The sequence below is a fragment of the Streptomyces sp. NPDC006193 genome (genome assembly GCF_040613915.1).
In the GTDB taxonomy this organism is placed as follows: domain Bacteria; phylum Actinomycetota; class Actinomycetes; order Streptomycetales; family Streptomycetaceae; genus Streptomyces.
On record NZ_JBEXTB010000016.1, the window covers coordinates 89,290 to 115,919 of the forward strand.

Sequence of the window (26,630 nt, forward strand, 5' to 3'; positions counted from 1 at the left end):
CGGTTCGCCCCCGCTGTGGCTGGGGCGCCGGGCGCACGGTAGAGATGAGGCATGCGCACCGACGGGGGAGCCGGCCACGAGGCCGACGACACGACGAGTTTCCTTCTGCAGCCGCCGAATCCGCGGCCGCCCGCGCGGACCCGCCCGGCGCCGTCCCCCGCGGACGGGTCGCCGGGCGAGCAGTCCCCCGCGGCGCCCTCCCCGGCGGGTGGAGCACCCGGCGGGCAGCCTCACCCGGTGCCCACGCAGGCGGGTGGAGCACCCGGCGGGCAGCCTCACCCGGTGCCCACGCAGGCCGATGGGGCTCCGGGGGGACGGGCCCACCCGGTGGCGGTCCCGCCCGGCGGGGAGTCGGGAGGGCAGGAAGCGTCCCCGGCCGACGGGTCGCCCGGTGGGCGGGACCACGCCGGGCCGGCCCCGGAGGGCGGCGCGCCGGGTACGGCGTCGGGCGGCGGGGCCGTGGGCGCGGGGACGGGTGGAGGGCGGCTCGTCGCCGGCCGGTACCGGCTGCTCGCCAAGCTGGGGCACGGCGGCATGGGCACCGTGTGGCGGGCCCGGGACGAGTGGGTGGACCGCGAGGTCGCGGTGAAGGAGCCCCGCGTCCCGGACCACCTCTCCGAGACCGAACGGGCCAACGCCTTCGAGCGCATGCGCCGCGAGGCCCGCGCTGCGGCCCGCCTGGACCACCCCGCGGTCGTGCGCGTGCACGACGTCGCGGTCGTCGACGGCCGGCCGTGGATCGTGATGGAGCTGGTGCACGGCCCCTCCCTCGGCAGCGTGCTGCGGGACGGCACGCTGGACGCGCGCGAGGCGGCCCGGATCGGCCTCCAGGTGCTCGGCGCGCTGGAGGCGGCGCACGCCGCGGGCGTCCTGCACCGGGACGTGAAACCCGACAACATCCTGCTGGGCCGGCACGACCGGGTCGTGCTCACCGACTTCGGCATCGCGCAGATCGAGGGCGACCCGCGGCTCACGGACACCGGCGGCTTCGTCGGCTCGCCCGAGTTCATCGCCCCGGAGCGGGTGCTCGGGCAGCGGCCCGGCCCGGCGAGCGACCTGTGGTCCCTGGGCGTGGTCCTCTACACGGCCACGGAGGGCGTGTCGCCGTTCCGCCGCAGCAACACCCCGGCCACCCTCCAGTCCGTCCTCAACGCCACCCCGGCCCCGCCCGCGTCCGCGACCGGCCCGCTGGCCGCGGTCGTCGACGGCCTGCTGCGCAAGGACCCCGCGCACCGCCCGGCGGCGGACCGGGTCCGCGCCCTGCTGCAGGAGGCGGCGAACCCCCCGGCGCCCCCCGCACCCGCACCCGCACCCGTAGCGCCGGTCGCACCCGCACCCGCCGGACCCGCACCCGCACCCGCCGTACCCCCGCCGGCGCCCGCCGCGTCCGCGCCCTCCTCGCCCCAGGGCGCCCGCCCCCGCCGCCGGGGCCGCCTCGCCCTGCTGGGCGCCGGCGTGGCGGCGCTCGCGGCGGCCGTGACGGCGTACGCCGTGCTCGCCGACCCGTTCGCGGGCCCGCTGCCCGACGGCTGGGCGAAGCGGCGGGAGGCGAGGCTGGGCGCCACCCTCGCCGTCCCCGAGGGCTACCAGGTCGTCCGGCCGGACAAGGACGACAGGGACCGGAACTGGGTGACGTACTGGGACTGGAGCGGCAGCGTCTGGATCCGCCTGCACCTGGACCGCAGGGCGGAGGACTCCCTGAACCGGATCAGGTCCAGCGCCCGGGCCCAGATGTACGACGACAACGAGAAGTTCAAGAGCCAGGGCGACTACGACCTGCGCATGGGCAGGGCCACCCGGACGGTCCCGGACGCGGACACCACCTACCACGGCCGGCAGGCCGCCGCGAACACGGTCGTCCATCCGACCGTCGACCTGCCCACCCGCCCCCGCGAACTGCGGATCTTCTACTACCGCACCAAGGCCGGGGACATGTACGAACTGGCCGTCGGCTACCCGGGCAAGGGCGACTTCACCGCCCGCGGCCGTGCGGTGGCGAGGGCGGCGATCGCCAACCTGGAGATCACCGAGCCCTGAGGGCGCGGTACCGGCCCGGAGTGATCCCGAACTCCCGGCTGAACGCGTGCGAGAGGGCGTACGGGCTGCCGTACCCCGTCTCCCGCGCCACCGCGGCGAGCGGCGCGTCCGTCTCGCGCAGCCGGGTCGCCGCCAGGGTCAGCCGCCACCAGGTGAGGTACGCCATCGGGGGCCGGCCGACCAGGGCGGTGAAGCGGCGGGCGAGGGTGGCGCGGGAGACGCCCGCCTCGGCGGCCAGCCGGCCGGCCGTCCAGGGGGCCGCCGGATCGGAGTGCAGGGCGCGCAGGGCGGCCGTGGTCACCGGGTCGCTGAGCACCGCGGGCCAGGCGCCGGTCGCCGCCTCCGCCATCCAGGCCCGGACCAGGTAGACCAGCAGGAGGTCCAGCAGGCTCGGCAGGGCGAGGCAGCCGCCCGGGCGGTGTCCGTCCAGTTCGCGGGCCAGCAGGTCGACGGCGGCGCGCAGTTCGGCGTGGCCGCCGGCCCGGTGCGGCAGATGCACCACCTGCGGCAGCTCCGCCATCAGCGGATGGGTGCGGCTGCGGTCGAGACGGTACTTGCCGCACAGCAGTTCCACCCCGTGCCCGGGTCCCGGACGCCGTACGTCCGTGTCCCGCACCTCCGCGAAGGGCACCGCCCGCCGCACCTCGTCGGGGCTCGCCGCCGCGTGCGCCAGCACGTGCCCGGCGCCGTGCGGGAGCAGCACCACGTCCCCCGGACCGAGGGCCACCGGGTCGCCGCCCCCGTCCGGCACGAGCACGCAGGCGCCGCTCAGCACCACGTGGAAGCCCGCGCCCTCGTACGGAGCCAGCCGGACGCACCAGGCGCCGCCCACCCGGAGCCGGCTGGAGGAGGGGCTGCCCACCCGGACCGCGGAGATCGCATCGCTCACCACATCCATGAGACGTCAGCGTATGCGAACGAGCAGGAAAAGCATTGGGATGCTCAACTCCGGTTCCTAGGCTGCCGATATGACCGATGACCGCGTACAGAGTTTCCTGATCGGTGACGTCGAGGTGCTCCGCATCGTCGAGTGGCAGGGGCCGTACGTGCCCGCGGCCACCCTGGTCCCGGAGTGCGGCCCGGAGGTGTGGGACGCCCACGAGGCGCAGCTCGTCCCCGACCACCGGGAAGAGGGCGGCGACCGGGCCGTGGTGGCGCTCCAGACCTGGGTGCTGCGCTCCGGCGGGCGGACCGTACTGGTCGACACGGGGGTCGGCGACGGCCGGGAGCGGCCCGGCAATCCGCTCTTCCACCGGCGGCAGGGCGACTTCCTGCGCCGGCTGGAGCGGGCGGGGATCCGCCCCCGGGACGTCGACGTCGTCGTCAACACCCATCTGCACGCCGACCACGTCGGCTGGAACACCGTGGACGCCGGCGGTGAGTGGGCGCCGGCGTTCCCCCGCGCCCGCTATCTCCTGCCGGCCGCCGACGACCGCCACTTCGGGCCGGCGGGCGGCTACGCGGGCGGCGCGCGCCCCCTCGACCGGCTGGTCTACGAGGACAGCGTCGCGCCCGTGCACCGGGCCGGACTGGCCGAGCTCTGGGACAGCACCTACCGGATCGACGAGCACCTGGTGCTGGAATCCGCCCCCGGGCACACCCCCGGCTCCTCGGTCCTGCACGTCGCCTCGCGCGGTGAACGGGCGGTTTTCGTCGGGGACTTGGTGCACAGCCCGGTGCAGATCCTGCGGCCCGAGTGCAACAGCTGCTTCTGCCTCGACCCGGCGCAGGCCGCCCGGACCCGGTGGCGCGTCCTGGAACGCGCCGCCGAGGAGCGGGCGTTGGTGGTCCCGGCGCACTTCGGCGGGGCCGGTGCGGTGGAGGTGCGCGCGGCGGCGCACGGTTTCCGCCTGCACCGGTGGGCCGTCTGACCGCCCGCTTCGACAACGGCGTGGTGTGCGGGGTACTCATGTGGCATGACCCAAGACGGCGAACACCCGCCCGGCGCACGTCTGATCGGCGGCCGGTACCGGCTGACCGGACGCCTCGGGTCCGGGCCGACCGGAACCGTGTGGCACGCCCGCGACGAACAGGGCCTGGGCCCGGTCGCCGTCAAGGAGCCGCTGCTGCCCGGCGATCCGGCCGCCGACGAGGAGAGCCGGCGCATCGCCCACCGGCTCTACCGGGAGGCCCGCGCCGCCACCCGGGTGCGGCACCCCTCCGCCGTGACGGTCCACGACGTCGTCGCCGAGGACGGAGTGCCGTGGATCGTCATGGAACTGGTGGCGGGCGAGTCCCTGCGCGAGGTGCTGCGGCGCGGGCCGCTGCCGCCCGCCGAGGCGGCCCGCGTCGGGCTCGCGGTGCTCGGCGCGCTGCGCGCCGCCCACGCCGTCGGCATCGTGCACCGGGACGTCAAACCGGCCAACGTGCTGCTGGAGACCGGCACCGGGAGGGTCGTCCTCACCGACTTCGCCATCGGCGACGGGCACGCGGAGGAGTCGCCGGCCGGGTTCGTCGCCCCCGAGCGGGCGGCGGGCCCCGGCGCCGGCCCGGCCTCCGACCTGTGGTCCCTGGGCGCGCTGCTGCGCGCCGCCCTGGGCGATGCGGACCCCGGCCCGCTGGGCCCGCTGCTGGACCGGCTGCACGCCGCCGATCCGGCGGCTCGGCCGGACGCAGCGGAGGTCGCCGCCGTACTCCGCGACTACCTGGGCCTGGCCCCGGAACCGGAACCGGAACCGGAACCGGCGCCGGCGCCGGGGCCCGCCGCGGGCCCGGGATCCGGGCCGGGACCGGAACCCGCGGCGGCACGGCCTGAACCGGAACCAGCGCCCCCGCCCGGCGGCCCGGCACCGGAGCCGGCCCCCCGCCGCGCCCGCACCCCCCTCACCGCCCTGGGCCTCCTCCTCGCGAGAAAGTCCGGAGCCGACTGACCACCGTCTCGTCCACGCCCTGATCAGCCACTTCACCGCCAGTGACCACTGGCGGGGTGCGGGCGGCCGGTGAATCCTCGTTACCGACGGGTACACAAAGTGCCCGCCGCGGCATACCCTGCGCGTCATGACGGACACGCAGGCCCCGGAGACCGCCGGCACCAACCCGCATGCGCCCGCCCCCGCAGGCGTCCGCACGGCCGCCGACGTGGTCACCCCGGAGCTGGTGGCCCGGCTCACCAAGGGCGTCGCCGGCTCCGGCCGCACCGCCGGCCACACCCCCTTCACCGGTGAGAAGCTGGCCGACCTGCCCGAGTCCACCCCCGAGGACGTCCGGGGGGCCTTCGAGGCGGCCCGCGCGGCGCAGGCCGCGTGGGCGAGGACCCCGGTGCGGCGGCGGGCCGCCGTTCTGCTGCGCTTCCACGACCTGCTGCTGGAGCGGCAGGCCGAGGTCCTCGACCTGGTCCAGCTGGAGACCGGCAAGGCCCGCCTGCACGCGCACGAGGAGGTGCAGGCCGTCGCCGTCGCGGCCCGCCACTACGGCCGCCGGGCCGCGACGTATCTCCGGCCCAGGCGGCACGCGGGCGCCGTGCCGGGCCTCACCAGGACCGTCGAACTGCGCCACCCCCGCGGGGTCGTGGGCCAGATCGCCCCCTGGAACTACCCGCTGGAGCTGTCCGTCGGCGACGCCCTGCCCGCCTTCGCCGCCGGCAACGCCGTGGTGATGAAGCCGGACACGGAGACCTGCCTCACCGCCCTGTGGGCGCGCGACCTGCTCATCGAGGCCGGGCTGCCCGACGGCGTCTTCCAGGTCGTCCTCGGCGAGGGGCCGGTCGTCGGCCCCGAGCTGGTCGCCCACGCCGACTACGTCTCCTTCACCGGCTCCACCCGCACCGGCCGCGAGGTCGCCGTCGGCGCCGCCGCCCGCCTGATCGGCGCCTCCCTCGAACTCGGCGGCAAGAACGCCATGCTGGTGCTGGACGACGCCGACGTCGAGAAGGCCGCCGCCGGCGCCGTCCGCGCCTGCTTCTCCTCCGCCGGCCAGCTGTGCATCTCCATCGAGCGGCTCTACGTCCACGAGTCGATCGCCGACGCCTTCCTGGAGCGCTTCACCTCCCGCACCCGGGCCATGCGGCTCGGCGCCTTCCTCGCCTACGGCGCCGACATGGGCTCGCTGGCCGGGGAACGGCAGCTGAAGACCGTCGAACGGCATGTGCAGGATGCCGTCGCCAAGGGCGCGAGGGTGCTTGCGGGCGGGGTGGCCCGCCCCGACGTGGGCCCCTTCTTCTTCGAGCCCACCGTCCTCGACGGCGTCGACGACTCCATGGCCGTGTGCGGGGAGGAGACCTTCGGCCCGGTCGTCTCCGTCCACCGCTTCACCACCGACGACGAGGCGGTCGAGCGCGCCAACGCCACACCGTACGGCCTCAACGCGTCCGTCTGGACGGGCAGCGCCCGCCGCGGCCTGGACATCGCCGCCCGCCTGCGCACCGGCACGGTCAACGTCAACGAGGGGTACGCCCCCGCCTACGGCAGCGTCCAGTCCCCGATGGGCGGCATGAAGGACTCCGGCCTGGGCCGCCGCCACGGCTCCGAGGGCATCCTCAAGTACACGGAGGCCCAGACGGTGGCCCACCAGCGGCTGCTGCCGATGGCGCCCTCCCTGGGCATGACCGACGAGAAGTACGCCGCTCTCATGACCACGAGCCTCAAGCTGATGAAGGCCCTCCGGTTCAGCTGACGAAGACCTTCCGGTTCAGCTGATGGAGGCCTTCCGGTTCAGGTGACCGGCTGAGGGGCGCGGGCCGCGATCCCCGTGCGGCCGCGCCGCGTGAGCGCGGCAGACCCACCGACGACCCGCAGGCGACACCCGACGAGGAGGCCCCCGTGCCGCAGGACGCTTACGACTACGACGTCATCGTGGTCGGATCGGGATTCGGCGGCTCGGTGGCGGCCCTCCGCCTCACCGAGAAGGGCTACCGGGTGGGCGTCCTGGAAGCCGGCCGCCGCTTCACCCGCGCCACCCTCCCGAAGACCTCCTGGGACCTGAAGAACTACCTCTGGGCCCCGCGACTGGGCCTGTACGGCATCCAGCGCATCCACCTGCTGGGCGACGTCATGGTGCTGGCCGGCGCGGGGGTCGGCGGCGGCTCGCTCAACTACGCCAACACCCTGTACGTGCCGCCGAAGGCCTTCTTCGACGACCCCCAGTGGCGTGACATCACCGACTGGCAGGAGGAGCTGCGGCCGTACTACGACCAGGCCCGGCGCATGCTCGGCGTCCGGCTCAACCCCACCATGACCGCCTCCGACGTCCATCTGCGGGCGGCGGCCCGGCGTCTGGGCTTCGGCGACACCTTCCACCTCGCTCCGGTCGGCGTGTTCTTCGGCGACGGCGAGGACGCCGACGGGAAGGCGAAGGCGGCGCCGGGCGAACGGGTGGCGGACCCGTACTTCGGCGGCGCCGGCCCCGACCGGAACGCCTGCAAGGAGTGCGGCGAGTGCATGACCGGCTGCCGGCACGGCGCGAAGAACACCCTCAACGAGAACTACCTGTACCTCGCCGAGAAGGCGGGCGCCGTGGTCCACCCCATGACGACGGTCGTGTCCGTCACCGACGACTCACGGGGCGGCTACGCGGTCACGACCCTGCCGACCGACCGGCGGAAGAAGGGCGGGGGCCGTGTCCTCACCGCCCGCAGGGTCGTCCTCGCGGCCGGCACCTACGGCACCCAGACGCTGCTGCACCGCATGAAGGCAGGCGGCCTGCTGCCCCTGCTGTCCCCCAGGCTCGGCCATCTGACCCGCACCAACTCCGAGGCGCTGGTCGGCGCGCAGACCGACGACCGCCGCTACCGCAGGGCGACCGGCGCGCCGAGGGCCGACTTCACCCGGGGCGTCGCCATCACCTCCTCGGTCCACCCCGACGAGAACACCCACATCGAGCCCGTCCGCTACGGCAGGGGCTCCAACGCGATGGGCAGCCTGTCGATCCTCCAGGTGCCGTACGCGGAGGGCTCCTCGCGCGTCCTCGCCTGGCTGGCGAACGCCGCCCGGCACCCGCTGCTGGTCGCCCGCTCGCTGTCCAACCGGCGCTGGTCGGAGCGGACCATCATCGGCCTGGTCATGCAGTCCCTGGACAACTCGCTGACCACGTACCTGAAGCCCGGCGGGCTCGGCAAGGGGCTGCTCACCGCCCGGCAGGGGCACGGCTCGCCCAACCCCAAGCAGATCAGGGCCGCGACCGAGGCGGCCTCCGCGCTCGCCGCCGAGATAGGCGGCTTCGCCGGCAGCAACGTCGGCGAGCTGATGGGCACCCCGCTCACCGCGCACTTCCTCGGCGGCTGCCCCATCGGCGACTCCCCGGACACCGGCGTGATCGACCCGTACCACCGCCTCTACGGCCACCCCGGCATCTCGGTGGTGGACGGCGCCGCGGTCTCCGCGAACCTGGGCGTGAACCCCTCGCTGACGATCACCGCCCAGGCCGAGCGGGCGATGTCGTTCTGGCCGAACAAGGGCGAGGAGGACCCGCGGCCGGCGCAGCAAGCCGCGTACCGGCGGCTCCAGCCGGTGGAGCCGAAGGCCCCGGCGGTCCCGGCGGACGCGTTCGGCGCGCTGCGGCTGCCGTTCCTCGGGATGCCGGCGGTGCCGCCGGAGAAGTGACCGGAACGGCGGGAGGGACCTGCGTCCCCCTCCGAAGGCAGGTCCCCCCGGCCGTCGCCGATACGGGAAGTTCGATCAGGGAGACGAGCGAAGGGTTGCTCCGGGCGCCCGGACATTCCCTGTGACGTGCGTCACGGAGCCGGGGCCCCGGGGCGGGCGGCGACATCGCGGACGGCGACATCGCGGGCGGTGACATCGCAGACGGCGCCCGTCGCGGCGGCGCCGGGTGTCCTCGGGGGGCCGGGGCGGACCGCGTCGGCGTGCGGCGGGCGCGAACGTCCGGCGGCCGGCCCCGGGCGTCCCCGGAGCCGGCCGTTCTCTCGGGTGACCGGGCCGCTGTCCCCTGCCGTCCGGTCACATCCCTGGAGCGAGGTCCCACGGCTACGGCACGACCCGTACGCCTCATCGCTCCAGCGAGCCACGCGTGGTTTCGTCGGGCCCGCCCCTGGCTGGCACGGACACCTCCCTCAACGACGCGGGACGCGGCCGGTCACGCGCCGTACGGGTGACAGCGGCGCCGGAGTCAGACGCGGCCCCGGCACAGCTCCAGCAGCGTCATCGCGAGGGCCGTGCCCGGCCTGCCCAGGGCCTGCCGGTAGCGGTCGAGGATCTCCATCTCCCGCGAGAGGTGCAGCCGCCGCCCGCCGGAGGCGATCCGGGTCTGCTGCACGACGGTGGAGACGGCCATCCGCTCCTGGACGAGGCCGATGATCCGGTCGTCGAGCGCGTCGATGCGCTCACGGGCGTCGGCGATGGTCTGTTCCGGTGTGGCGGTGGTCATGCGGGGCTCCTGGTGAAGAGGGTCGGAGTGCCCCGGGACGACGGAACCCGGACAACGACAGGCGCCCCGGGCCTTGTCGGCCCGGGGCGCCTGGTAAGTCGCTCGGCGTTCGCTCAAGCAGGACGACCATGGCAGCCGGCGGGCCGGGTGCCATAGGTAAAGACGAAGGTCGCGAGCGAGAGCATGGCGCCAGTATGCCACGGCCCCGTGCCGCGGAAGCCCTCCCGCCCGCCCCGTTAGACTCGGTAGCACAGGCCCCCGCCCGACCACCAGAAGGCACACCGTGTCATCAGCGACTCCCCCTGCCGCCACGCCCGACACCGTCCTGGTCGTCGACTTCGGCGCGCAGTACGCCCAGCTCATCGCCCGTCGCGTCCGCGAGGCGCGGGTCTACAGCGAGATCGTGCCGAGCACCATGCCGGTCCGGGAGATGCTCGCCAAGCGGCCCGCGGCGATCATCCTCTCCGGAGGCCCCTCGTCCGTGTACGAGGAGGGCGCCCCCCGCCTGGACCGCGAGATCTTCGAGGCCGGCGTCCCCGTCTTCGGCATGTGCTACGGCTTCCAGCTGATGGCGCAGACCCTCGGCGGCACCGTCGACAACACCGGGGCGCGCGAGTACGGCCGCACCGATCTGCACGTCTCCAAGAGCTCCTCCACCCTCTTCGAGGGCACCCCGGCCGAGCAGCACGTGTGGATGTCGCACGGCGACGCCTGCTCCGCCGCCCCCGAGGGCTTCACCGTGACCGCGTCCACGGACGTCGTCCCGGTCGCCGCCTTCGAGAACGACGAGAAGAAGCTCTACGGCGTGCAGTACCACCCGGAGGTCATGCACTCCACGCACGGCCAGCAGGTGCTGGAGCACTTCCTGTACCGCGGTGCCGGGCTCAAGCCGAGCTGGACCACCGGCAACGTCATCGAGGAGCAGGTCGCCGCGATCCGCGAGCAGGTCGGCGACAAGCGCGCGATCTGCGGCCTGTCCGGCGGCGTCGACTCCGCCGTGGCCGCCGCCCTGGTCCAGAAGGCCATCGGCTCCCAGCTGACCTGCGTGTACGTCGACCACGGCCTGATGCGCAAGGGCGAGACCGAGCAGGTCGAGAAGGACTTCGTCGCGGCCACCGGCGTCCAGCTGAAGGTCGTCGACGCCGAGGAGCGCTTCCTCAAGGCGCTCGCCGGGGTCACCGACCCCGAGGAGAAGCGGAAGATCATCGGCCGCGAGTTCATCCGCGTCTTCGAGCAGGCGCAGGCCGAGATCATCGCGGACGAGGGCCCGGCCGTGGAGTTCCTCGTCCAGGGCACCCTGTACCCGGACGTCGTGGAGTCCGGCGGCGGCACCGGCACCGCGAACATCAAGTCGCACCACAACGTCGGCGGCCTCCCCGAGGACCTCGAGTTCAAGCTGATCGAGCCGCTGCGCAAGCTGTTCAAGGACGAGGTCCGCATGGTCGGCCAGGAGCTGGGCCTGCCGGAGGAGATCGTCCAGCGCCAGCCGTTCCCCGGCCCCGGCCTCGGCATCCGCATCGTCGGCGAGGTCACCAAGGAGCGCCTGGACCTGCTGCGCGAAGCCGACGCCATCGCCCGCGAGGAGCTGACCGCGGCCGGCCTGGACCGCGACATCTGGCAGTGCCCGGTGGTGCTGCTCGCCGACGTCCGCAGCGTGGGCGTCCAGGGCGACGGCCGCACCTACGGCCACCCGATCGTGCTGCGCCCGGTGTCCAGCGAGGACGCCATGACCGCCGACTGGTCCCGGCTGCCGTACGACGTCCTCGCCCGCATCTCCACCCGGATCACCAACGAGGTCCGGGACGTCAACCGGGTCGTGCTCGACGTGACGTCGAAGCCCCCGGGGACGATCGAGTGGGAGTAGGCCCTAGGTGCGCCTGAGCGTGCGCACGGGCTCACCGGGCTTCCAGACCTCGCAGACGAGATACGTCTCGTCCTCGACGTAGGTCCGCACGACCTCGGTCAGCTCGGTGCGGAAGAGGTGGAACGGCTGCGGCGGTTCCACCTCTTTCACGTACGCCCCCTTCACGGCCGTGTCGACGACCTCGAAGGCCCGTCCGCCGATCCGGACGTCCCCGTCGCCGACGTCGGCGCCCGGATTGGCCTGCAGCGAAAGCGCGGATCGCGCAGCAGGTCGCGGGCCTTGAGGGAGCCCGGCATCATGCCGAGATACAGCTCTCCGCCCAGGAAGCGGACCTCCAGGCCGGAGGTGCGCGGGGAGCCGTCCCTGCGCAGGGTGGCGAGGACGTGGTGCCGGTGGGCGCCGAAACGCTCCTCGGCGATCGCCGCCAGGCCGGGGGCGGCGGTGGTGAAGTCAGCCCAGTTCATGTGCGTCAGTCTCGCGCTCAATCCCGACAAGTGCTGTCGTGTTTTCTCGGCGGGTGACGGCGAAGGCGCTCCGGCCGCCCCGGCCGCCCCGGCCGCCCCGGCCGCATCGGCCACGGGCAGGCCGTCGGCACCCGGGAACTGCTCGGCGCGGACCGGGCGGCCCCGGGCCGACCGCCGGCCGTCGCGGCAGGACGTCAGCCGAACCGGACCTGCTCGGCCGCGGCAACCGGACCTGCTCGGCGCGGCAAACCGGACCTGCTCGGCGCGGCGAACCGGACCTGCTCGGCCGACCGGCCGGGGCAGGCGCTCACGAAACCGCAGCTCGGTGCGCACCCCGCCGCGGTGCGGCTCGCCCGGGGTCAACACGGCGGTCCCCGCTTCACCCGCGCCGATCCGGCCGGTCCGCCCCGGACGCGGCCGGATGTAGGGCACAATTCGCTTCTGTCACGGGGGAGTTGCCCAACCGTCGGGGCCGCCGGGGATACAGCGGGCACCGGCGGCCGGATCGGCAGGTCGTGGGGAAGGCGGGCGTCGGGCGTGGCGGTGCAGGAGGCCAGAGGGGACACGGGCGCCGAAGGCGCCCACGCGGGCGGATGCACCTGCGGGGACTGCCCGCACGGCGCCCGGGAGGGACACCGGCGGGCCGTGGCCGCGTTCCTGCGCCGCCGGGATGCGTTCGCGGCCGGCCAGGGGCTCCCGGCGGCCGTGGCGCACTCGGCGTCCGCGTCGCGCCAGTGGGTCTCCGAGGAACTGACCCAGCGGGCCGAGGCCGTCGCCGAACGCGGCCGGGCCGAGGGCGCCGCCCGACTCGCCCGGCTGTGGCTGCGCACGGTGTGCGCGGTGTGGGGCGCGGTCGCCGTGCTGCTGCTCACCGAGGCCCTGACCGCCATCGGCGCCGGCTGGACCGCCGCCCGCACCGCCGCCCTGCTCGCCGCGCTCGCCGTCGCCGCCGCGCTGACCGCCGCCTGCGTCCTCCACCGGGCGCGCGGCGGAGCGCTCGCACCGGTGATCGGCGAGGACAACCGCATGTCCACCTCTCGTGCCGTCGCCGCCTCCTGGGTGCTGTTCGTCGGCTACGCCGTCCTGCTGCTCGCCGCCCGCCTGGCCGCCGCCTCCGACCCCGGCGAACGCGACGCCCTCGTCTCCGGGCTCGGCCTCGCGCGCGGCGCGGGCGCGGTGACCGTCCTCGCCGTGGTGTGCGGCATCGCCGTCCTGGTCCGCCGGGTGGTGGGCCTGCGCATCCTCGCCCAGCGGCTGCAGAAGGTGCCGGCGCACCGGCCGCGCGCCGCCGACCTGCTCACCGACGACTCCGGCCGCGGCGCCTTCGCCGACATCCAGTACGTCGCCATCAACGCCGTCGCCCTGCTGTTCGCCGCCGTACGGCTGGCCCGCCGCCCCGACCGGCTGCCCGACCTGCCCTGGGGGCTCGCCGCGGTCGTGCTCGTCTCGGCGGCGACCTACCTGGCCGGCAAGTACGCCGAGGGCGGCCGGCCGCTGATCCTCTCCGTGGTCCGCGCCCGGGAACCCGGCGACCTGGACGGCCCGATCCGCACCGGCGACGACATCGAGATCCGCGGCACCGGCTTCGTCCCGCCCGGCGCGCACAGCGCCGACCGGCTCTCGCGGACGGTCGTCCGCATCGGCGCGGTCGACGTCCACGTGCCGCTGGTCCCCGTCACGGGCGGTTTCCGCAATCCCACGGACACGGTCCTGACCGTGCCCGTTCCGGCCGAGGTCGAGCCCGGTTCGGTGGAGGTGCAGGTCGTGACCGCGGCCGGGGTGACGACCAACCGGTACACCGTCCAGGTGACGGAGTGACCGGCCCGTCCCCGGACGCTCCGGCGTCCCGCCCCACGCACCGGCCGCGCCCCCGGCGGGTGAGTCCGCCACCGGCGTCCTGGCTGCGGTGACCCGGGGGAGGGGGAAGGCCGCGGCGCACCGCGTCTGCCACCGGCCGGCCCGATCGCCGCCCGGGACCGCCCCGGCCCGCACGACCCGCACGACCACCGGATGCGGTCGCCCCCGGCGGGCTGCGCACGTGCCCGGCGAGCCGGCCCGCGGCTACCCCGCCGGCCGCTCCGTGTATCCCGACCGCTGTCAGGAAGCCCCGAAATCCGGAAAATCGTCCGAGGACGGTTGAACGCGCTCCCTTCGTCGTACGTATCGTCACAGAGGGGTGGCACGGTGGGCGAAAGGCTGGCAGCGATGACGCACATGCGGACGGACACGCACATCACCGGGCTGGACAGGCCGCGCACCTGGCGGGACGCCGCCGGCTCCTACGCCCTGCTGCCGCTGCGCGTCTTCCTCGGCATCACCTTCGCCTACGCCGCCGTGGACAAGCTCACCGACGGCGCCTTCATGAAGTCCGGCGGCACCGGCTCGATCGGTGAGACCCTGGACGCCGCCCGCGACTCCGCCGCCGTCCCCGCGCTGGTCGACCTGGCCCTGCAGAGCCCGGTCGGCTTCGGTTACGCCATCGCCCTCGGTGAGCTGGCCGTCGGCCTCGGCATCCTGCTCGGCCTGTTCGGCCGGCTGGCCGCCCTCGGCGGCGCGCTGATCTCGCTCAGCCTCTGGCTGACGGTGAGCTGGGCGACCACCCCCTACTACTACGGCAACGACCTCGCCTACCTGATGGCCTGGCTCCCCCTGGTCCTCGCCGGCACCCCTTACTTCTCCCTGGACGCGGCGTGGCGGAACCGGCGGCAGCGGAGCGGCGGCCTCCGCTAGCCGCCCCCGGCGCCGCCCCGCCCGCGTATCCCCCGGGTCAGGGCGGCGGTCACACCGGCCAGGCACAGGCCGCCCACCACCAACGGCACCACCGCGAACCACGGCGTGTCCCACAGGCCGCCCGCGTCCCCCGCATAGAGGGCGCCGGTGGCGGCGAGGAAGAGCCCGGCGACCAGCTTCCCGGGCTGGAACTCATGACGCAGCACGGCTGACCTCCACCTGTCCCACTCCGACGCCGAGCGTCAGATCCAGCGTCCCGGCGTCCCCGGCGCCCGAGACCGGCGCCAGCGTCACCTCCTTGTGCCTGCCCGGCCGCACGTCCACGTCCTTCCCGCTGTCCCCGGGCAACCGGATGTCACCCACCCCCACATCGATGCTCATCCGCACGGCCGTGTCCGCCGGCACGATCACCTTCAGCTGTCCCGCGCCCACATGGGCGTCCGTCGCCACCGTCCGCCCCGCGGCCGGGCGCACCCTGGTCAGGTCGAGGGTGCCCCGCCCGGTGCCGAGGTCGTACCCGGGGTGCACCTGGGCCACCGCGGCCGGCCTCCAGGACGTCTCCCGCCAGTGGCTGGTGATGTCCCGGGGCAGGGCCGCCGCCCCTGCCAGCAGGGCGGACGTGACCAGCGCCAGGAACACCGTGCCCGCACCGGTCCGGCCCAGGAACGCACTGAGCGCGATGCCGAGGCCCAGCACCGCCAGCGCGCACGCCAGACCGGTCTGCAGGCCGGCGCCCAGCGGTTGACGGTCCCAGGCGAACCCGGTGCCCAGGCCGCCCGCCAGCAGGGCCAGCAGGAACACCCAGCCGCCTATCCAGCGGGGGCCGCGCATTCTCGGGTGCGCCGGGCGGGGCGGCGGCACGGCTCCCTGATGCACCCAGGGATAGGCCACGCCGACGTCGGCCACCGAGAGGAGGTCCCGCTCCCGGGCGTCGCCGGGCCCCCACAGATAGCCCGTGCCGCCGACATGGGTGCCGTCCTTGACGATCGGGTCCCGCCACCAGGACGGGTAGCTGGTGACGACCGGCGGCGCCTGCGCCTCCGGCGGGGCGTCGGCGGCGGCCTGCGCGGCCAGGGGATCGGCGTCGGGGGCGCCGCGGTGCCGCGACCAGTACCCCGCGCCGGCGAGCAGCAGCGACAGCACCACGGCGAACGTCAGCACCGCGCCGTTCTGCAGCATCGTGAGGAAGATCCCGCAGCCGACGAGGGCGAACAGCACGGCGGCCAGCGCCTGGCCGTCGACCCGGCCCGTGAACAGCTTGCGGAGCTCGTTCTCCTCCTCGTCCCCGTACGGCACCAGGAGCCACGCGAAGCCGTAGAAGAGGAGGCCGAGGCCGCCCGTCGCCGACAGCACGGCCAGCGTGATCCGGAAGATCACCGGGTCCAGGTCGGTCTGCCGTCCCAGTCCCGCGCACACGCCCGCGATCATCTTGTGCCCGCGGTCGCGGCGGAACCGCTCGGGGACCGCGGCGGCGCCCGGCCGCTCCCGCTCGCCGGTTCCGGCGCCGCCGCCGGACCGGGCGCCGGTGCGCGTGCCGGCGCCGGCCGCTCCCGTCCGTCCCGCCGCGGCGGGCGCGGCATCCGCCGGTCCGGCGCCCGGGGCCGGGCGCGGGCCGGGGCCGGGTCCCGGACCCGTCGCGGCGTGCTCGTGATCGCTCATGTGTCCATGGTGACGGCCCGGCCACCGCGACGGCAGTCGGGACGACCCTGGCCCGACCCTGAAATCGGCCCTGAGACGGGGCGGGGAAGCGTTCGACCGGCGCGGACCCCGGACGGAACGCCCACCCGGCCGGCACCGGGCGAAGATCAGGGGCGTCTCGGGGACCGACCCTGATGCCCCGCCCCGCCCGCCGTGTGACCATCGTTGCCATGCCGGAAGCCGCAAGCCTGCCCCTCGACGACCCGCGGCCGCCGCGCAAGCTCTACCGCAGCAGTGACGGACGCTGGCTCGGCGGAGTGGCGCGGGGCCTCGCCGGGCATCTCGGGCTGCCCGTCGTCTGGGTGCGGCTCGTCTTCGTCGGCCTGTTCCTCGCCGACGGACTCGGAGCGCTGCTGTACGCGGCGTTCTGGTTCTTCGTCCCGCTCGGCATCGGCGGCGTCGGCGAGCAGAAGCCCTCGCTCGTGGGGACGGAGACCGCGCCGGACGGCCGCCGCAGGATCGTGGCCCGCAAGCCGGACCGGGGGCAGATGGTCGCACTGCTCCTCATGGTCATCGTGTCCATGGTCTTCGTGGGCAGCGTCGACCTGGGCAGCGCGGCCAAGGCGTACCTGCTGCCCGCCGTGCTGGTCGCGGCGGGCGTCGCCCTCGTCTGGCGCCAGGCGGACAACGCCCGCCGGGCCCGCTGGGTCGAGGTCGGCAGCCGGCGCCGCACCCTCACCCTGCTGCGCGCGGCCGGCGGCGTCCTGCTCGTCACCACCGGTGTCTCCGCCGTCTTCGTGCTGCAGGGCTCGGCCGCCCACCTCGGTGCGGTCCTGCAGGCCGCACTCGCCGTCCTGGTGGGCATCACCCTGCTCGCCGGCCCCTACCTGGTCCGCATGACCCAGGACCTGTCCGAGGAGCGCCTGATGCGGATCCGCGCCCAGGAGCGCGCCGAGGTCGCCGCCCACGTCCACGACTCCGTGCTGCACACCCTCACCCTGATCCAGCGCAACGCCGACAACGCGAACGAGGTGCGCCGCCTGGCCCGCGCCCAGGAGCGCGACCTGCGCACCTGGCTGTACAAGCCGGAGGGCACCGGCAAGGACGAGGCCGACGAACCGGACACGGTCGCCGAGGCGGTGCGGCGCAACGCCGCCGAGGTGGAGGACAAGCACGGCGTGCCCATCGAGGTCGTCATAGTCGGCGACTGCCCGCTGGACGAGAGGACCGGGGCGCAGATGCAGGCCGCGCGCGAGGCGATGGTGAACGCCGCCAAGTACGGTGGCGACGGCGGCGCCGTGCAGGTCTACGCCGAAGTCGAGGGGAGGACGGTCTTCGTGTCCGTGCGCGACCGCGGCCCCGGGTTCGACCCGGACGCGATACCCGCCGACCGCATGGGCGTCAGAGAATCGATCATCGGCCGCATGGAGCGGCACGGCGGCACGGCCCGGCTGCGGGCGGTTCCGGACGGCGGCACCGAGGTCGAGCTGGAGATGGAGAGGGCGGAGAAGACGTCATGAGCGACGCGACCGAGGCGAACGGCACGGCTGGAGCGGCGGAGGCGGCCGAGGCCGGCGGGTCCGGCGCGGGAGGGCGGTACGTACGGGTGGTGCTCGTGGACGACCACCGCATGTTCCGCACCGGCGTCCGGGCGGAGATCGGCCGGACCGCCGAGACCGGGGTCGAGGTGGTCGGCGAGGCCGCGGACGTCGACCAGGCGGTCTCGGTCATCACCGCCACCCGGCCCGAGGTGGTCCTCCTCGACGTCCACCTGCCGGGCGGCGGCGGCGTCGAGGTCCTGCGCCGGTGCGCGGCGTTGACGGCCGACCCCGAGCGGCCCGTCCGCTTCCTCGCGCTGTCCGTCTCGGACGCGGCGGAGGACGTGATCGGCGTCATCCGCGGCGGCGCCCGCGGCTATGTCACCAAGACCATCACCGGCACCGATCTGGTCGAGTCGATATTCCGCGTCCAGGAGGGCGACGCCGTCTTCTCCCCGCGGCTGGCCGGGTTCGTCCTGGACGCCTTCGCCTCCACCGACGCACCTCCGGTCGACGAGGACCTGGACCGCCTCACCCAGCGCGAACGCGAGGTGCTGCGCCTGATCGCCCGTGGCTACGCCTACAAGGAGATCGCCAAGCAGCTGTTCATCTCGGTGAAGACGGTGGAGTCCCATGTCTCGGCCGTCCTGCGCAAGCTCCAGCTCTCCAACCGGCACGAGCTGACCCGCTGGGCGACCGCCCGCCGACTGGTCTGACCCGGGCGGGTCCCCGTCCGGGCGGGCCGGCCGCCGCGTCCGCTCCCGGCGGCCTGCCGTCGGCGCGGCCGGCTGCGGAGCGTCCCGTCCGACAGGGCCGGTCCCTGCGGGCCGTCCCCCACCCGCCCCCCCCACCCGCCCACGCGGGCACCACCGGCCGTCCCGCTCCTCAGACCACCCTCGTCGCCCCCGCGAACGGCATCTGGTCGACGGGGGCCAAGCGGACCGGGGCCGACGGGTTCGGGGCGTGGATCATGCGGCCGCCGCCCACATAGATGCCGACGTGGCTGACCCCGGAGTAGAAGAACACCAGGTCGCCCGGGCGGAGTTCGGAGCGGGAGACCCGTCGTCCCGCGGCGATCTGGGCGTAGGTGGTGCGGGGCAGGGAGATGCCCGCGGAGCGGTAGGCGGCCTGGACCAGGCCCGAGCAGTCGAAGGCGTTCGGCCCGGTCGCGCCCCACACATAAGGGCTGCCGAGCTTGGCGTAGGCGTAGGCGACGGCCGCCGCGGCGCGCGCGGTGGGCGCCGCGGCGGACCCGGCCCGCTCCAGCGGCTCCCGCGGGTCCGCGGCCGACCGGGAGACGTGCCCGCCCGCGCCTCCGGCGTCGGCGCCGGTGGCATGCGCCCGCTGGTCAGGCGTCAGCCTTGCCAGCAGCCGGCGGGCCTCGTCCAGCTTGCCGGTGACGGTCCTCTTGTGCCGTCTCAGCTCCGCCTGCCGCGACCGCAGCGAGGTCAGCTCGATGCGCGCGGCGCCGCGCAGCCGCTCGATCTCCCGCAGCCGTTCGCGTACCCGCGCCACGGCGGCGGCCTGCCGGTCACCGGCCCGCTCCGCGAGCGCGGCGTCGTCCAGGTACCGGTCGGGGGTGCTGGACAGAGCCGCCTGCCACGCCGGGTCGATGCCGCCGTCCCGGTACTGCGCCGTCGCGAACGAGCCGAGCGCGTCCCGAGCGGAGTTCAGCTTCTCCTGCTCGCGGGCGGCCCGGTCCTGCAACGCGCCCAGCCGCCGCCGCCCCGCGTCCGCTTCCTCCTTCGCCCCGTTGTACCTCTCGGTGGCGGCCTCGGCCTCCCGGTACAGGCGGTCCACCCTGGCCTTCACCTGCCCCGGCGTGAGCCGGGGATCGGCGTGTGCCGTCGCGTCCAGACCCGTCGCGGTGGCCGCGCCCGCCAGGGCGAGCGTGGCGGCCGTCCGGGCGGTGTGGCCGCTGAGCGAGCGATGCAGGGGCTTGCGGTGCGCTGCCACCTGGAGTGTCACGTCCTTCCGTACGACTCGCGCGACCGACGGGAGCCGGTCGCCTGGGGGAGGACGCTAGGGCGGAAGGTGACGAGTCGGTAACGCGGTGTTCGGAACTGGTGGTGACGGACCGGGGTGTGCCCTCATGTGATCGAACCGGTGGCTGCGACCCGTCGCCTTCACGCGCGTGATGATCGAAGCGCGGGAAATGTGACAGGGGAGGGCAGTGAGGTGCTAAGAAGCGCAGGTGTGCACGATCCGCCGGACCGTCCGGGACGGCGGGCGGGCCACCGGGCGGGCCCGGTGGCGGGAGACCGGCACGCTCCTGGCTAGGCTCCGGGCCCATGGACGTACTCATCCATCTCTTCGTCGGCCTGCACATCGTCGGCATCGCCGCGCTGCTCGGCGGTTTCCTCACCCAGATGAAGGCGATGGGCCAGGGAACGGCCCGGTTCGTGCCGGGCATGCTGCACGGCGCGCTGACCATGCTGGTCACCGGGGTGGCCCTCGTCGGCCTCGACCAGGCCGGCGGCCACCACCTCGACAACATCAAGATCGGCGTCAAGCTGGCCCTGCTGATCGTGATCCTCGGGCTGGTCTACGTGAAGCGGGACGAGGAGCGGATCAGCAAGGGCCAGTTCGGGCTGGTCGGCCTGCTGACCACGGCGAACGTCTTCATCGCCGTGCTCTGGACCTGATCCGCGGCGCTGCGGGTCAGCCCGGCCGGACCACGGTGCGGACGGCCGACCCGCCCGCCCAGGAGACCGGCTCCTCGCGGACGTACTCGCCCGGCCTGGGGGCGTGGATCATCATGCCGTCGCCGGTGCACAGCCCGACGTGGCTGCGGTCGTCGTGGAAGAAGACGAGATCACCGGGGCGGGCGTCCGCCGCCGGAACCGCGACGCCGGCGCCGGCCTGGTCGCGGGCGGTGCGCGGCAGGGTGACCCCGGCCGACTTCCAGGCGGCCTGGGTGAGGCCCGAGCAGTCGTAGGAGCCGGGACCGGCCGCGCCCCACACGCACGGCTTGCCGAGCTGGGCCCGCGCGAAGGCGACGGCCTTGCTCGCCTTGGACGTGTCCGCACCGGACGGCGCGGGGCCCTGCACGACCCGCTGCGACAGCAGTGCGCGCGCGTGGGCCAGCTTCTTCTGCACCGTGGCCTTGGCCGCCTTGGGATCCCTCCCGGCGCCCGTCCGCAGCGGTCCGGCCGCCGGCCCCGGGGCGGGCGCCGCACGGCCACCCTCCCGGACGTGCGGCGGTACGACGGCCGGGCCCACGGGCCCTGCCGCGGCACCCGCGCCTCGGACGGGCGCCACCACGTCCGGGCCCCCGGCGTCCGCAGCGGCGAGCACGGGATCGGCGCCCCAGGCGGGCGGTGCGACGGCCGCGTTCCCGGTGGCGGCCACGGCGTCAGCGTGCCAGGCGACCGCCACGGCATCCGCGTCTCGGACGGGCGCAAGGACGCCAGGGCCTGCGGCGCTCGGGGCCACCGGCATCGGGCCGGCGCCCCAGGCGGGCGGCACCGCGTCCGGGGCCCCGGCGTTCGGAGCGGCCGGCACGGCGTCCCCGCTCCACGCGGCCGGCACGGCGTCCCCGCTCCACGCGGCCGGCACGGCGTCCCCGCTCCACGTGGTCGGCGCCGCGTCCCCGCTCCACGCTGCCGGTGCGGAACCCAGCCCGTGGGCCTGCGGCACAGGACCCGTGTCCCCAGCGGGCGGTATTACGGCGTCCGGGCCGGCGGCGTTCGGAGCGGCCAGCACGGCGGCGCCACTGTCCCACGCGGCCGGCACGGCGACCCCGCCCCGCGCCGGCGTCACGGCGGCGCCCCTGTCCCAGGCGGCCGGCGCGGCGCCCGCGGCAAGGCCGCTGACGGCACCGCGCTGAGCGGGGACGATCCCCGGCTGGGCGGTGACTGCGCCCGCGGTGCGGCCGGGGACGGTGCCGCGCCGGCCGGGGACGGCGATCCGCTGGGCGGATGCGCCGCGGTGCTGGGCCGCGCGGCGGGCTACCTCTTCACGGAGCCGCTGCAGGCTGTCGGTGCGTCGCCGCGCCGCGTCGGCGGTCCGCTCCTTGCCCGCGCCGGGCGCCTCCGCAGCCGATCCCGCCCGGCGGTAGAGATCGTCGATCTTCCGCTCGACCTCCTCCGGGCTGGGCGTGCCGTGACCGGCCTCGGCGGCGGCCTCGGCCGTCTGGGAGAGGACGGCGACGGAGGTGAGGGCGGCGGTGGCGAGAGCGGGGGTGCGGATGCCCGCCCCCTGCGTCCCGCCGGGGCGCGGCTTGCGGTGCGACGCCAACGGAGGCGACTCCTTCCATGCTGCCGCCTACCGGGTTAGCTGTCGGGTTCGGGCGGACGGAAGGGTTGCCCTACGGCGTCGTCCCGGGCGGGAGTCGGCCGATTCACCCCAGGATCGGTGGGTCCCCGGTTCCGGGCGCCGCGCAGGGGGTGCGCCGGACTCGGCGGAGGCCGCGCGGCCCGGCGAGGTTCGCCGGAGAGGGGTCGTGCGGCCTGACGGCAACCTAGCCAACTCGTGTGTCTTCTGTGAAGGTTGGTGTGCGGTTTGTCCGATACATTGCCGTGACCTGAGGGCGGAATCACACCCCCGTCACCAGGACCGTCCGCCGGGCGAGGGAGGACCGGGCGCGCCGGCGCGGGTCCGGCCCGTGCGTGAAGGGGCCGTCTTCCGGGGACCGCGGCCGGTTGTCGGTGGGGCACCCTAGACTCGGAGAGCGATGAGCAGCCTCTTTGACGACAGCTTCCTGGCGGACCTCCAGCCCCCTCGCGGGCGCGACGAGGAGCCCCCGCCGCCGCCCGAGGACGATCACTCTCCGGAGCCGCTTCCGGACGATCTGTTCGGCGGGAAGTTCGACGCGCCGCCTGACCGGGACGCGTACTACCGCGACGGCGCCCCGCGCCCGGCGATCGACTCGGCGGCACTGCTGGAGGGGCTGAACGACAACCAGCGCGCCGCGGTCGTGCACGCCGGGTCCCCGCTGCTCATCGTCGCCGGCGCCGGCTCCGGCAAGACCCGCGTGCTCACCCACCGCATCGCCTACCTGCTCGCCGAGCGGAACGTCCACCCGGGCCAGATCCTCGCGATCACCTTCACCAACAAGGCCGCGGGGGAGATGAAGGAGCGCGTCGAGCAGCTCGTCGGCCCGCGCGCCAACGCCATGTGGGTGATGACCTTCCACAGCGCGTGCGTGCGCATCCTGCGCCGGGAGAGCAAGAAGCTCGGCTTCACGTCGTCGTTCTCCATCTACGACGCCGCCGACAGCAAGCGTCTGATGGCCCTGGTCTGCCGGGATCTGGATCTCGACCCCAAGCGCTTCCCGCCCAAGTCCTTCAGCGCCAAGATCAGCAACCTGAAGAACGAGCTGATCGACGAGGAGGACTTCGCCGCCCAGGCCGCCGACGGCTTCGAGAAGACCCTGGCGCAGGCCTACGCGCTGTACCAGTCGCGGCTGCGCGAGGCGAACGCCCTCGACTTCGACGACCTGATCATGACGACGGTCAACCTGCTGCGCGCCTTCCCGGACGTCGCCGAGCACTACCGCCGCCGCTTCCGGCACGTCCTGGTGGACGAGTACCAGGACACCAACCACGCCCAGTACGCGCTGGTGCGGGAACTGGTCGGCACCGGGGAGCGCGACGAGGACGTCCCGCCCGGCGAGGACGACCTGCCGCCCGCGGAGCTGTGCGTGGTCGGTGACGCCGACCAGTCGATCTACGCCTTCCGCGGCGCCACGATCCGGAACATCCTCCAGTTCGAGGAGGACTACCCGGACGCGACGACGATCCTGCTGGAGCAGAACTACCGGTCCACGCAGACCATCCTGTCCGCCGCCAACGCGGTCATCGAGCGCAACGAGTCCCGCCGCCCGAAGAACCTGTGGACCAACGCCGGCCAGGGCTCCCGGATCGTCGGCTACGTCGCCGACACCGAGCACGACGAGGCCCAGTTCGTCGCCGAGGAGATAGACCGCCTGGTCGACGCGGGCGAGGCGCGCGCGGGAGACGTCGCCGTCTTCTACCGCACCAACGCGCAGTCCCGCGTCTTCGAAGAGGTCTTCATCCGCGTCGGCCTGCCCTACAAGGTCGTCGGCGGCGTCCGGTTCTACGAGCGCAAGGAGGTCCGGGACGTCCTGGCCTACCTCCGCGTCCTCGCCAACCCGGAGGACTCGGTGCCGCTGCGCCGCATCCTCAATGTGCCCAAGCGGGGCATCGGCGAGCGCGCGGAGGCGATGATCGACGCCCTCGCCCAGCGGGAGAAGATCAGCTTCCCGCAGGCCCTGAAGCGCGTGGACGAGGCGTACGGCATGGCCGCGCGCTCCACCAACGCGGTCAAGCGGTTCAACACGCTGATGGAGGACCTGCGCACCGTCGTCGAGTCCGGCGCGGGCCCGGCGACCGTCCTGGAAGCCGTCCTCGAACGCACGGGTTACCTGGCCGAGTTGCAGGCCTCCGCCGACCCGCAGGACGAGACCCGCATCGAGAACCTCCAGGAACTCGCGGCCGTCGCGCTGGAGTTCGAACAGGAACACGGGGAAGGAGCGGCGACCGGGGGAGCCGCCGTGCCCGGCGGCACGCTCGCCGACTTCCTGGAGCAGGTCGCGCTGGTCGCCGACTCCGACCAGATCCCGGACGAGGAGGGCGGCGACGGCGTCGTCACGCTGATGACGCTGCACACCGCCAAGGGCCTGGAGTTCCCGGTGGTCTTCCTGACCGGCATGGAGGACGGCGTCTTCCCGCACATGCGCGCCCTCGGCCAGACCAAGGAGCTCGAGGAGGAGCGGCGCCTGGCGTACGTGGGCATCACCCGCGCGCGGGAACGGCTGTACCTGACGCGGTCGGCGATGCGCAGCGCCTGGGGCCAGCCGTCGTACAACCCGCCCTCCCGCTTCCTGGAGGAGATCCCGGCCACCCATGTGGAGTGGAAGCGGACGGGAGCGTCGGCGCCGGTCCCGTCCGGTCCGGCGTCCGGGATCGCGGCCTCGCTGTCCTCGACCCGCTCGCGCTCCTCCGCGTCGGGCGCGTCCGGTTTCGCCACCCGGCGGACGACGGAGAAGCCGGTGGTCGCGCTCGCCGTCGGCGACCGGGTCACCCACGACCAGTTCGGCCTCGGCACGGTCGTCGCCGTGAAGGGAACGGGTGCGAACGCGGAGGCGACGATCGACTTCGGGGACGCCAAGCCGAAGCGGCTGCTGCTGCGGTACGCGCCGGTGGAGAAGCTGTAGCCGCCAGGGCCCGCGCCGTACGGCGGCGGGCCCGCCGTGCCCCTACGACGGGTCGAGCCCGTGGCTCCGCAGCCACGGCAGCGGGTCTATGGCCGCCCCGCCCGCCGGCCGCACCTCGAAGTGCAGGTGCGGACCGGTGGAGTTGCCGGAGTTGCCGGAGAAGGCGATCGGCTGGCCGGCCTTGACGGTCGTGCCGGAGGCGACGGTGTAGCTGGACAGGTGGCAGTACCAGGTCTGCGTGCCGTCCTTCGCCGTCACGATCATCATGTTGCCGTAGGCGCTGTTCCACTTGGTGGTGACCGTGCCGTCCGTGGCGGCCACCACGGTGGTGCCGTAGGAGACCGGGAAGTCGATGCCGGTGTGCACCGACATCCAGTTGACGCCCGCCTGGCCGTAGTAGGCGCTGAGCCCGTGCTGCGCGACCGGCAGCGCGAACTTGGGGCGCAGCCGCTCCTTGAGCGCGGCCTCCGCGGCGGCCTTCTTCTTCTCCATCTCCTGCTGCGCCTTGAGGTCGATCCGCTCCTGGGTGCGGCTCGCCCGGTCGGCGAAGTCGTCGGCGCCGGCGGAGAGCGTCCGGAGCTGGGTGTCCAGCTTGCTGTTGGCGACCGCCGGCTGGACGGGGTGCGCCTGCGCGTCCGCGGCGGAGGCGGTGGTGTCCGCCGAGTCGTCGGTGAGCGCGCCGACCGAGGCCGCGGCGATTCCGGCGACGCCCATGACGCAGGCCGAGGGAACGGCGACGGTCAGCAGCGCGGAGCGTCTGGCGGGCGTACGGCGCCGCGAACGCGCTCCGCTGCGTGAGCCCGCGCGGGTCGCCGGCGCCGAGGCGATCTCCTCCTGGCCGTCCAGCAGATCGGTGACGGCGGGCAGTTCGCCGGTGGCGTCCGGCTCGTCCGCACCGCCGGGGTGCTCACCGAAGGCGGCGTCCTCGTACGGCGTCTGCTCGAAGCCCGCGGTCGCCTGCGGGTCACCGGCGTGCCCGTACGCGGAGTGCGGCTCGCCGATCGCCTCGAACGTGGCGGTGGGCAACTGGTCGAACGGCTGGCCGCCGTGCTCGTGCTCCGCCGCCTGCCCGGCGAGGTTCCACTGCGTGGCGTCGTACGCGCCGGTGTCCAAGGTCTGGGCGCCCCACTCCCACTGCTGGGTGGGGTCGGCGCCGCCGGAGTGCTCGGGCTGCAGCCAGGCGCCCGCGTCCCACTGGCCGGTGCCGCTGCCGGTGGCCTGCGCGGGGACGGTCCAGGCGGCGGTGTCGTACCCGCCGGAGTCGTAACCCGTGTGCTGCGGGGCCGCGTACGGGTCGTGGGCCGGCAGCCCGCCGGTGTCCGTCTGCCACGGGGTGGCGCCGTACCCGCCGGTGGTCTGCTCGCCGTCCGGGAAGCTGCCGAAGAGCGGGTCGGCGGCGAAGGCCGTGGTGCTCGCGGCACCGCCCGGGAAAACGGTGGCATCACCGCCGCCGTACGTGGTGAGGTCGTCGTAAGGGGCTTCCTGTGCCCCGTACTGCGCGTAGTGCGCGGTGGAGGCGTCGGAAGCCGCAGCCGGGGTGGTCGTGGTCCCCGACGGGTGACGGTCGTTCACCAACTTCTCTTTCGCCTCGACAACAGGGGCTGCCAGAGCAGTGCGGCGACTGTACCCGGCGGTACCTGGGCGCGACAATCTTCCGCTTGTTTCGCGTGGGCCGTAACCGGGCATTCGGCCGTGTTTCGGGGGGCGTCGGACGCGAGCTCGGCAAGGCGTTCGAGAAGTGTTCGATATCGGTGACCGTGAGTCAGGCTGCGCGCGGGCGTGTGCGGGCGGCGCTCGCCGTCGTGGACCCGCGGTCATGGGCTGCTGCGGGCTGGCCGGCCGTGGCCGCCGCGGGCCGGCCG

18 protein-coding genes, 3 pseudogenes and 1 riboswitch are annotated in these 26,630 nt (G+C 74.7%); of the genes and pseudogenes, 12 read left to right on the plus strand and 9 right to left on the minus strand.

From position 1 onward, the window contains the following. Positions 1-459 precede the first annotated feature (459 nt). Positions 460-2,037: a serine/threonine-protein kinase gene (locus tag ABZ261_RS17245; protein ID WP_356859891.1), complete on the plus strand. Its 1,578-nt coding sequence runs from the start codon at positions 460-462 to the stop codon at positions 2,035-2,037. Here the strand turns inward: ABZ261_RS17245 and ABZ261_RS17250 are convergent. Then, complete coding sequence (locus ABZ261_RS17250) at positions 2,024-2,935, minus strand: AraC family transcriptional regulator (protein ID WP_356859893.1); 912 nt, start codon at positions 2,933-2,935, stop codon at positions 2,024-2,026. The genes ABZ261_RS17245 and ABZ261_RS17250 overlap by 14 nt on opposite strands. Positions 2,936-3,005: 70 nt before the next feature. Here ABZ261_RS17250 and ABZ261_RS17255 point away from each other — a divergent pair, with 70 nt between their 5' ends. From ABZ261_RS17255 to ABZ261_RS17270, 4 genes are all read left to right on the plus strand, one after another. After that, a complete protein-coding gene (locus ABZ261_RS17255) occupies positions 3,006-3,908 on the plus strand; it encodes an MBL fold metallo-hydrolase (protein WP_356859895.1) in 903 nt (300 codons plus the stop codon). 45 nt (positions 3,909-3,953) lie between these two features. Further along, positions 3,954-4,907 (plus strand): serine/threonine-protein kinase, encoded by a 954-nt coding sequence (locus ABZ261_RS17260; protein WP_356859897.1) that lies wholly within the window; start codon positions 3,954-3,956, stop codon positions 4,905-4,907. A 127-nt stretch (positions 4,908-5,034) separates the two neighbouring features. Further along, positions 5,035-6,648 carry a succinic semialdehyde dehydrogenase gene (locus ABZ261_RS17265; protein WP_356859899.1) on the plus strand — a complete coding sequence of 538 codons (1,614 nt, stop codon included), beginning with the start codon at positions 5,035-5,037 and terminating at the stop codon, positions 6,646-6,648. Between the two features lie 146 nt (positions 6,649-6,794). Continuing rightward, positions 6,795-8,573 carry a GMC family oxidoreductase gene (locus ABZ261_RS17270; RefSeq protein ID WP_356859901.1) on the plus strand — a complete coding sequence of 593 codons (1,779 nt, stop codon included), beginning with the start codon at positions 6,795-6,797 and terminating at the stop codon, positions 8,571-8,573. A 523-nt stretch (positions 8,574-9,096) separates the two neighbouring features. On the opposite strand, the gene ABZ261_RS17275 is transcribed toward ABZ261_RS17270, so the two are convergent. After that, positions 9,097-9,354 carry a chorismate mutase gene (locus ABZ261_RS17275; RefSeq protein ID WP_356859903.1) on the minus strand — a complete coding sequence of 86 codons (258 nt, stop codon included), beginning with the start codon at positions 9,352-9,354 and terminating at the stop codon, positions 9,097-9,099. A gap of 283 nt (positions 9,355-9,637) precedes the next feature. Between ABZ261_RS17275 and guaA the strand changes: the two genes are divergently transcribed. Continuing rightward, complete coding sequence (guaA, locus tag ABZ261_RS17280) at positions 9,638-11,218, plus strand: glutamine-hydrolyzing GMP synthase (RefSeq protein ID WP_356859905.1); 1,581 nt, start codon at positions 9,638-9,640, stop codon at positions 11,216-11,218. A gap of 3 nt (positions 11,219-11,221) precedes the next feature. Here guaA and ABZ261_RS17285 read toward each other — a convergent pair. Beyond that, positions 11,222-11,682, minus strand: a pseudogene (locus tag ABZ261_RS17285) (pyridoxamine 5'-phosphate oxidase family protein). 537 nt (positions 11,683-12,219) lie between these two features. Here ABZ261_RS17285 and ABZ261_RS17290 point away from each other — a divergent pair. Together ABZ261_RS17290 and ABZ261_RS17295 are read left to right on the plus strand one after the other, a co-directional pair. Continuing rightward, the gene (locus tag ABZ261_RS17290) at positions 12,220-13,500 is read left to right on the plus strand and encodes a hypothetical protein (protein ID WP_356859907.1); all 1,281 of its coding nucleotides are present in this window, start codon (positions 12,220-12,222) and stop codon (positions 13,498-13,500) included. 387 nt (positions 13,501-13,887) lie between these two features. Further along, positions 13,888-14,412, plus strand: coding sequence for a DoxX family membrane protein (locus ABZ261_RS17295; protein WP_356859909.1), 525 nt, complete (start codon positions 13,888-13,890; stop codon positions 14,410-14,412). Here ABZ261_RS17295 and ABZ261_RS17300 read toward each other — a convergent pair. Next, the gene (locus ABZ261_RS17300) at positions 14,409-14,618 is read right to left on the minus strand and encodes a hypothetical protein (RefSeq protein ID WP_356859911.1); all 210 of its coding nucleotides are present in this window, start codon (positions 14,616-14,618) and stop codon (positions 14,409-14,411) included. The genes ABZ261_RS17295 and ABZ261_RS17300 overlap by 4 nt on opposite strands. Further along, on the minus strand, positions 14,605-16,071 hold the full coding sequence (locus ABZ261_RS17305; protein ID WP_356859913.1) for a PspC domain-containing protein: 1,467 nt from the start codon (positions 16,069-16,071) through the stop codon (positions 14,605-14,607). Before ABZ261_RS17305 ends, ABZ261_RS17300 begins: the two co-directional genes overlap by 14 nt. Positions 16,072-16,244: 173 nt before the next feature. Here ABZ261_RS17305 and ABZ261_RS17310 point away from each other — a divergent pair, with 173 nt between their 5' ends. Together ABZ261_RS17310 and ABZ261_RS17315 are read left to right on the plus strand one after the other, a co-directional pair. Then, the gene (locus tag ABZ261_RS17310) at positions 16,245-17,570 is read left to right on the plus strand and encodes a PspC domain-containing protein (RefSeq protein WP_356859915.1); all 1,326 of its coding nucleotides are present in this window, start codon (positions 16,245-16,247) and stop codon (positions 17,568-17,570) included. Beyond that, positions 17,567-18,304: a response regulator transcription factor gene (locus ABZ261_RS17315; protein WP_356859917.1), complete on the plus strand. Its 738-nt coding sequence runs from the start codon at positions 17,567-17,569 to the stop codon at positions 18,302-18,304. Before ABZ261_RS17310 ends, ABZ261_RS17315 begins: the two co-directional genes overlap by 4 nt. 169 nt (positions 18,305-18,473) lie before the next feature. Here ABZ261_RS17315 and ABZ261_RS17320 read toward each other — a convergent pair whose 3' ends face one another. Then, positions 18,474-19,544: an NlpC/P60 family protein gene (locus tag ABZ261_RS17320; protein WP_356859953.1), complete on the minus strand. Its 1,071-nt coding sequence runs from the start codon at positions 19,542-19,544 to the stop codon at positions 18,474-18,476. A gap of 335 nt (positions 19,545-19,879) precedes the next feature. Here ABZ261_RS17320 and ABZ261_RS17325 point away from each other — a divergent pair, with 335 nt between their 5' ends. Beyond that, positions 19,880-20,233 carry a hypothetical protein gene (locus ABZ261_RS17325; RefSeq protein WP_356859919.1) on the plus strand — a complete coding sequence of 118 codons (354 nt, stop codon included), beginning with the start codon at positions 19,880-19,882 and terminating at the stop codon, positions 20,231-20,233. A 16-nt stretch (positions 20,234-20,249) separates the two neighbouring features. Here the strand turns inward: ABZ261_RS17325 and ABZ261_RS17330 are convergent. Continuing rightward, a pseudogene (locus ABZ261_RS17330) lies at positions 20,250-20,711 on the minus strand (C40 family peptidase); the annotation flags it as partial. A 795-nt stretch (positions 20,712-21,506) separates the two neighbouring features. Further along, positions 21,507-21,827, minus strand: a pseudogene (locus ABZ261_RS17335) (glycoside hydrolase); the annotation flags it as partial. A gap of 8 nt (positions 21,828-21,835) precedes the next feature. After that, positions 21,836-22,003, minus strand: a riboswitch (cyclic di-AMP (ydaO/yuaA leader). 260 nt (positions 22,004-22,263) lie between these two features. Between ABZ261_RS17335 and pcrA the strand changes: the two are divergent. Beyond that, entirely contained in the window at positions 22,264-24,768 is a 2,505-nt protein-coding gene (gene pcrA, locus ABZ261_RS17340; protein WP_356859921.1) for a DNA helicase PcrA, read from the plus strand. A 42-nt stretch (positions 24,769-24,810) separates the two neighbouring features. Here the strand turns inward: pcrA and ABZ261_RS17345 are convergent, their stop codons facing one another. Continuing rightward, positions 24,811-26,340, minus strand: a complete 1,530-nt coding sequence (locus tag ABZ261_RS17345; RefSeq protein WP_356859923.1) for a M23 family metallopeptidase — start codon at positions 26,338-26,340, stop codon at positions 24,811-24,813. Positions 26,341-26,630: the final 290 nt, after the last annotated feature.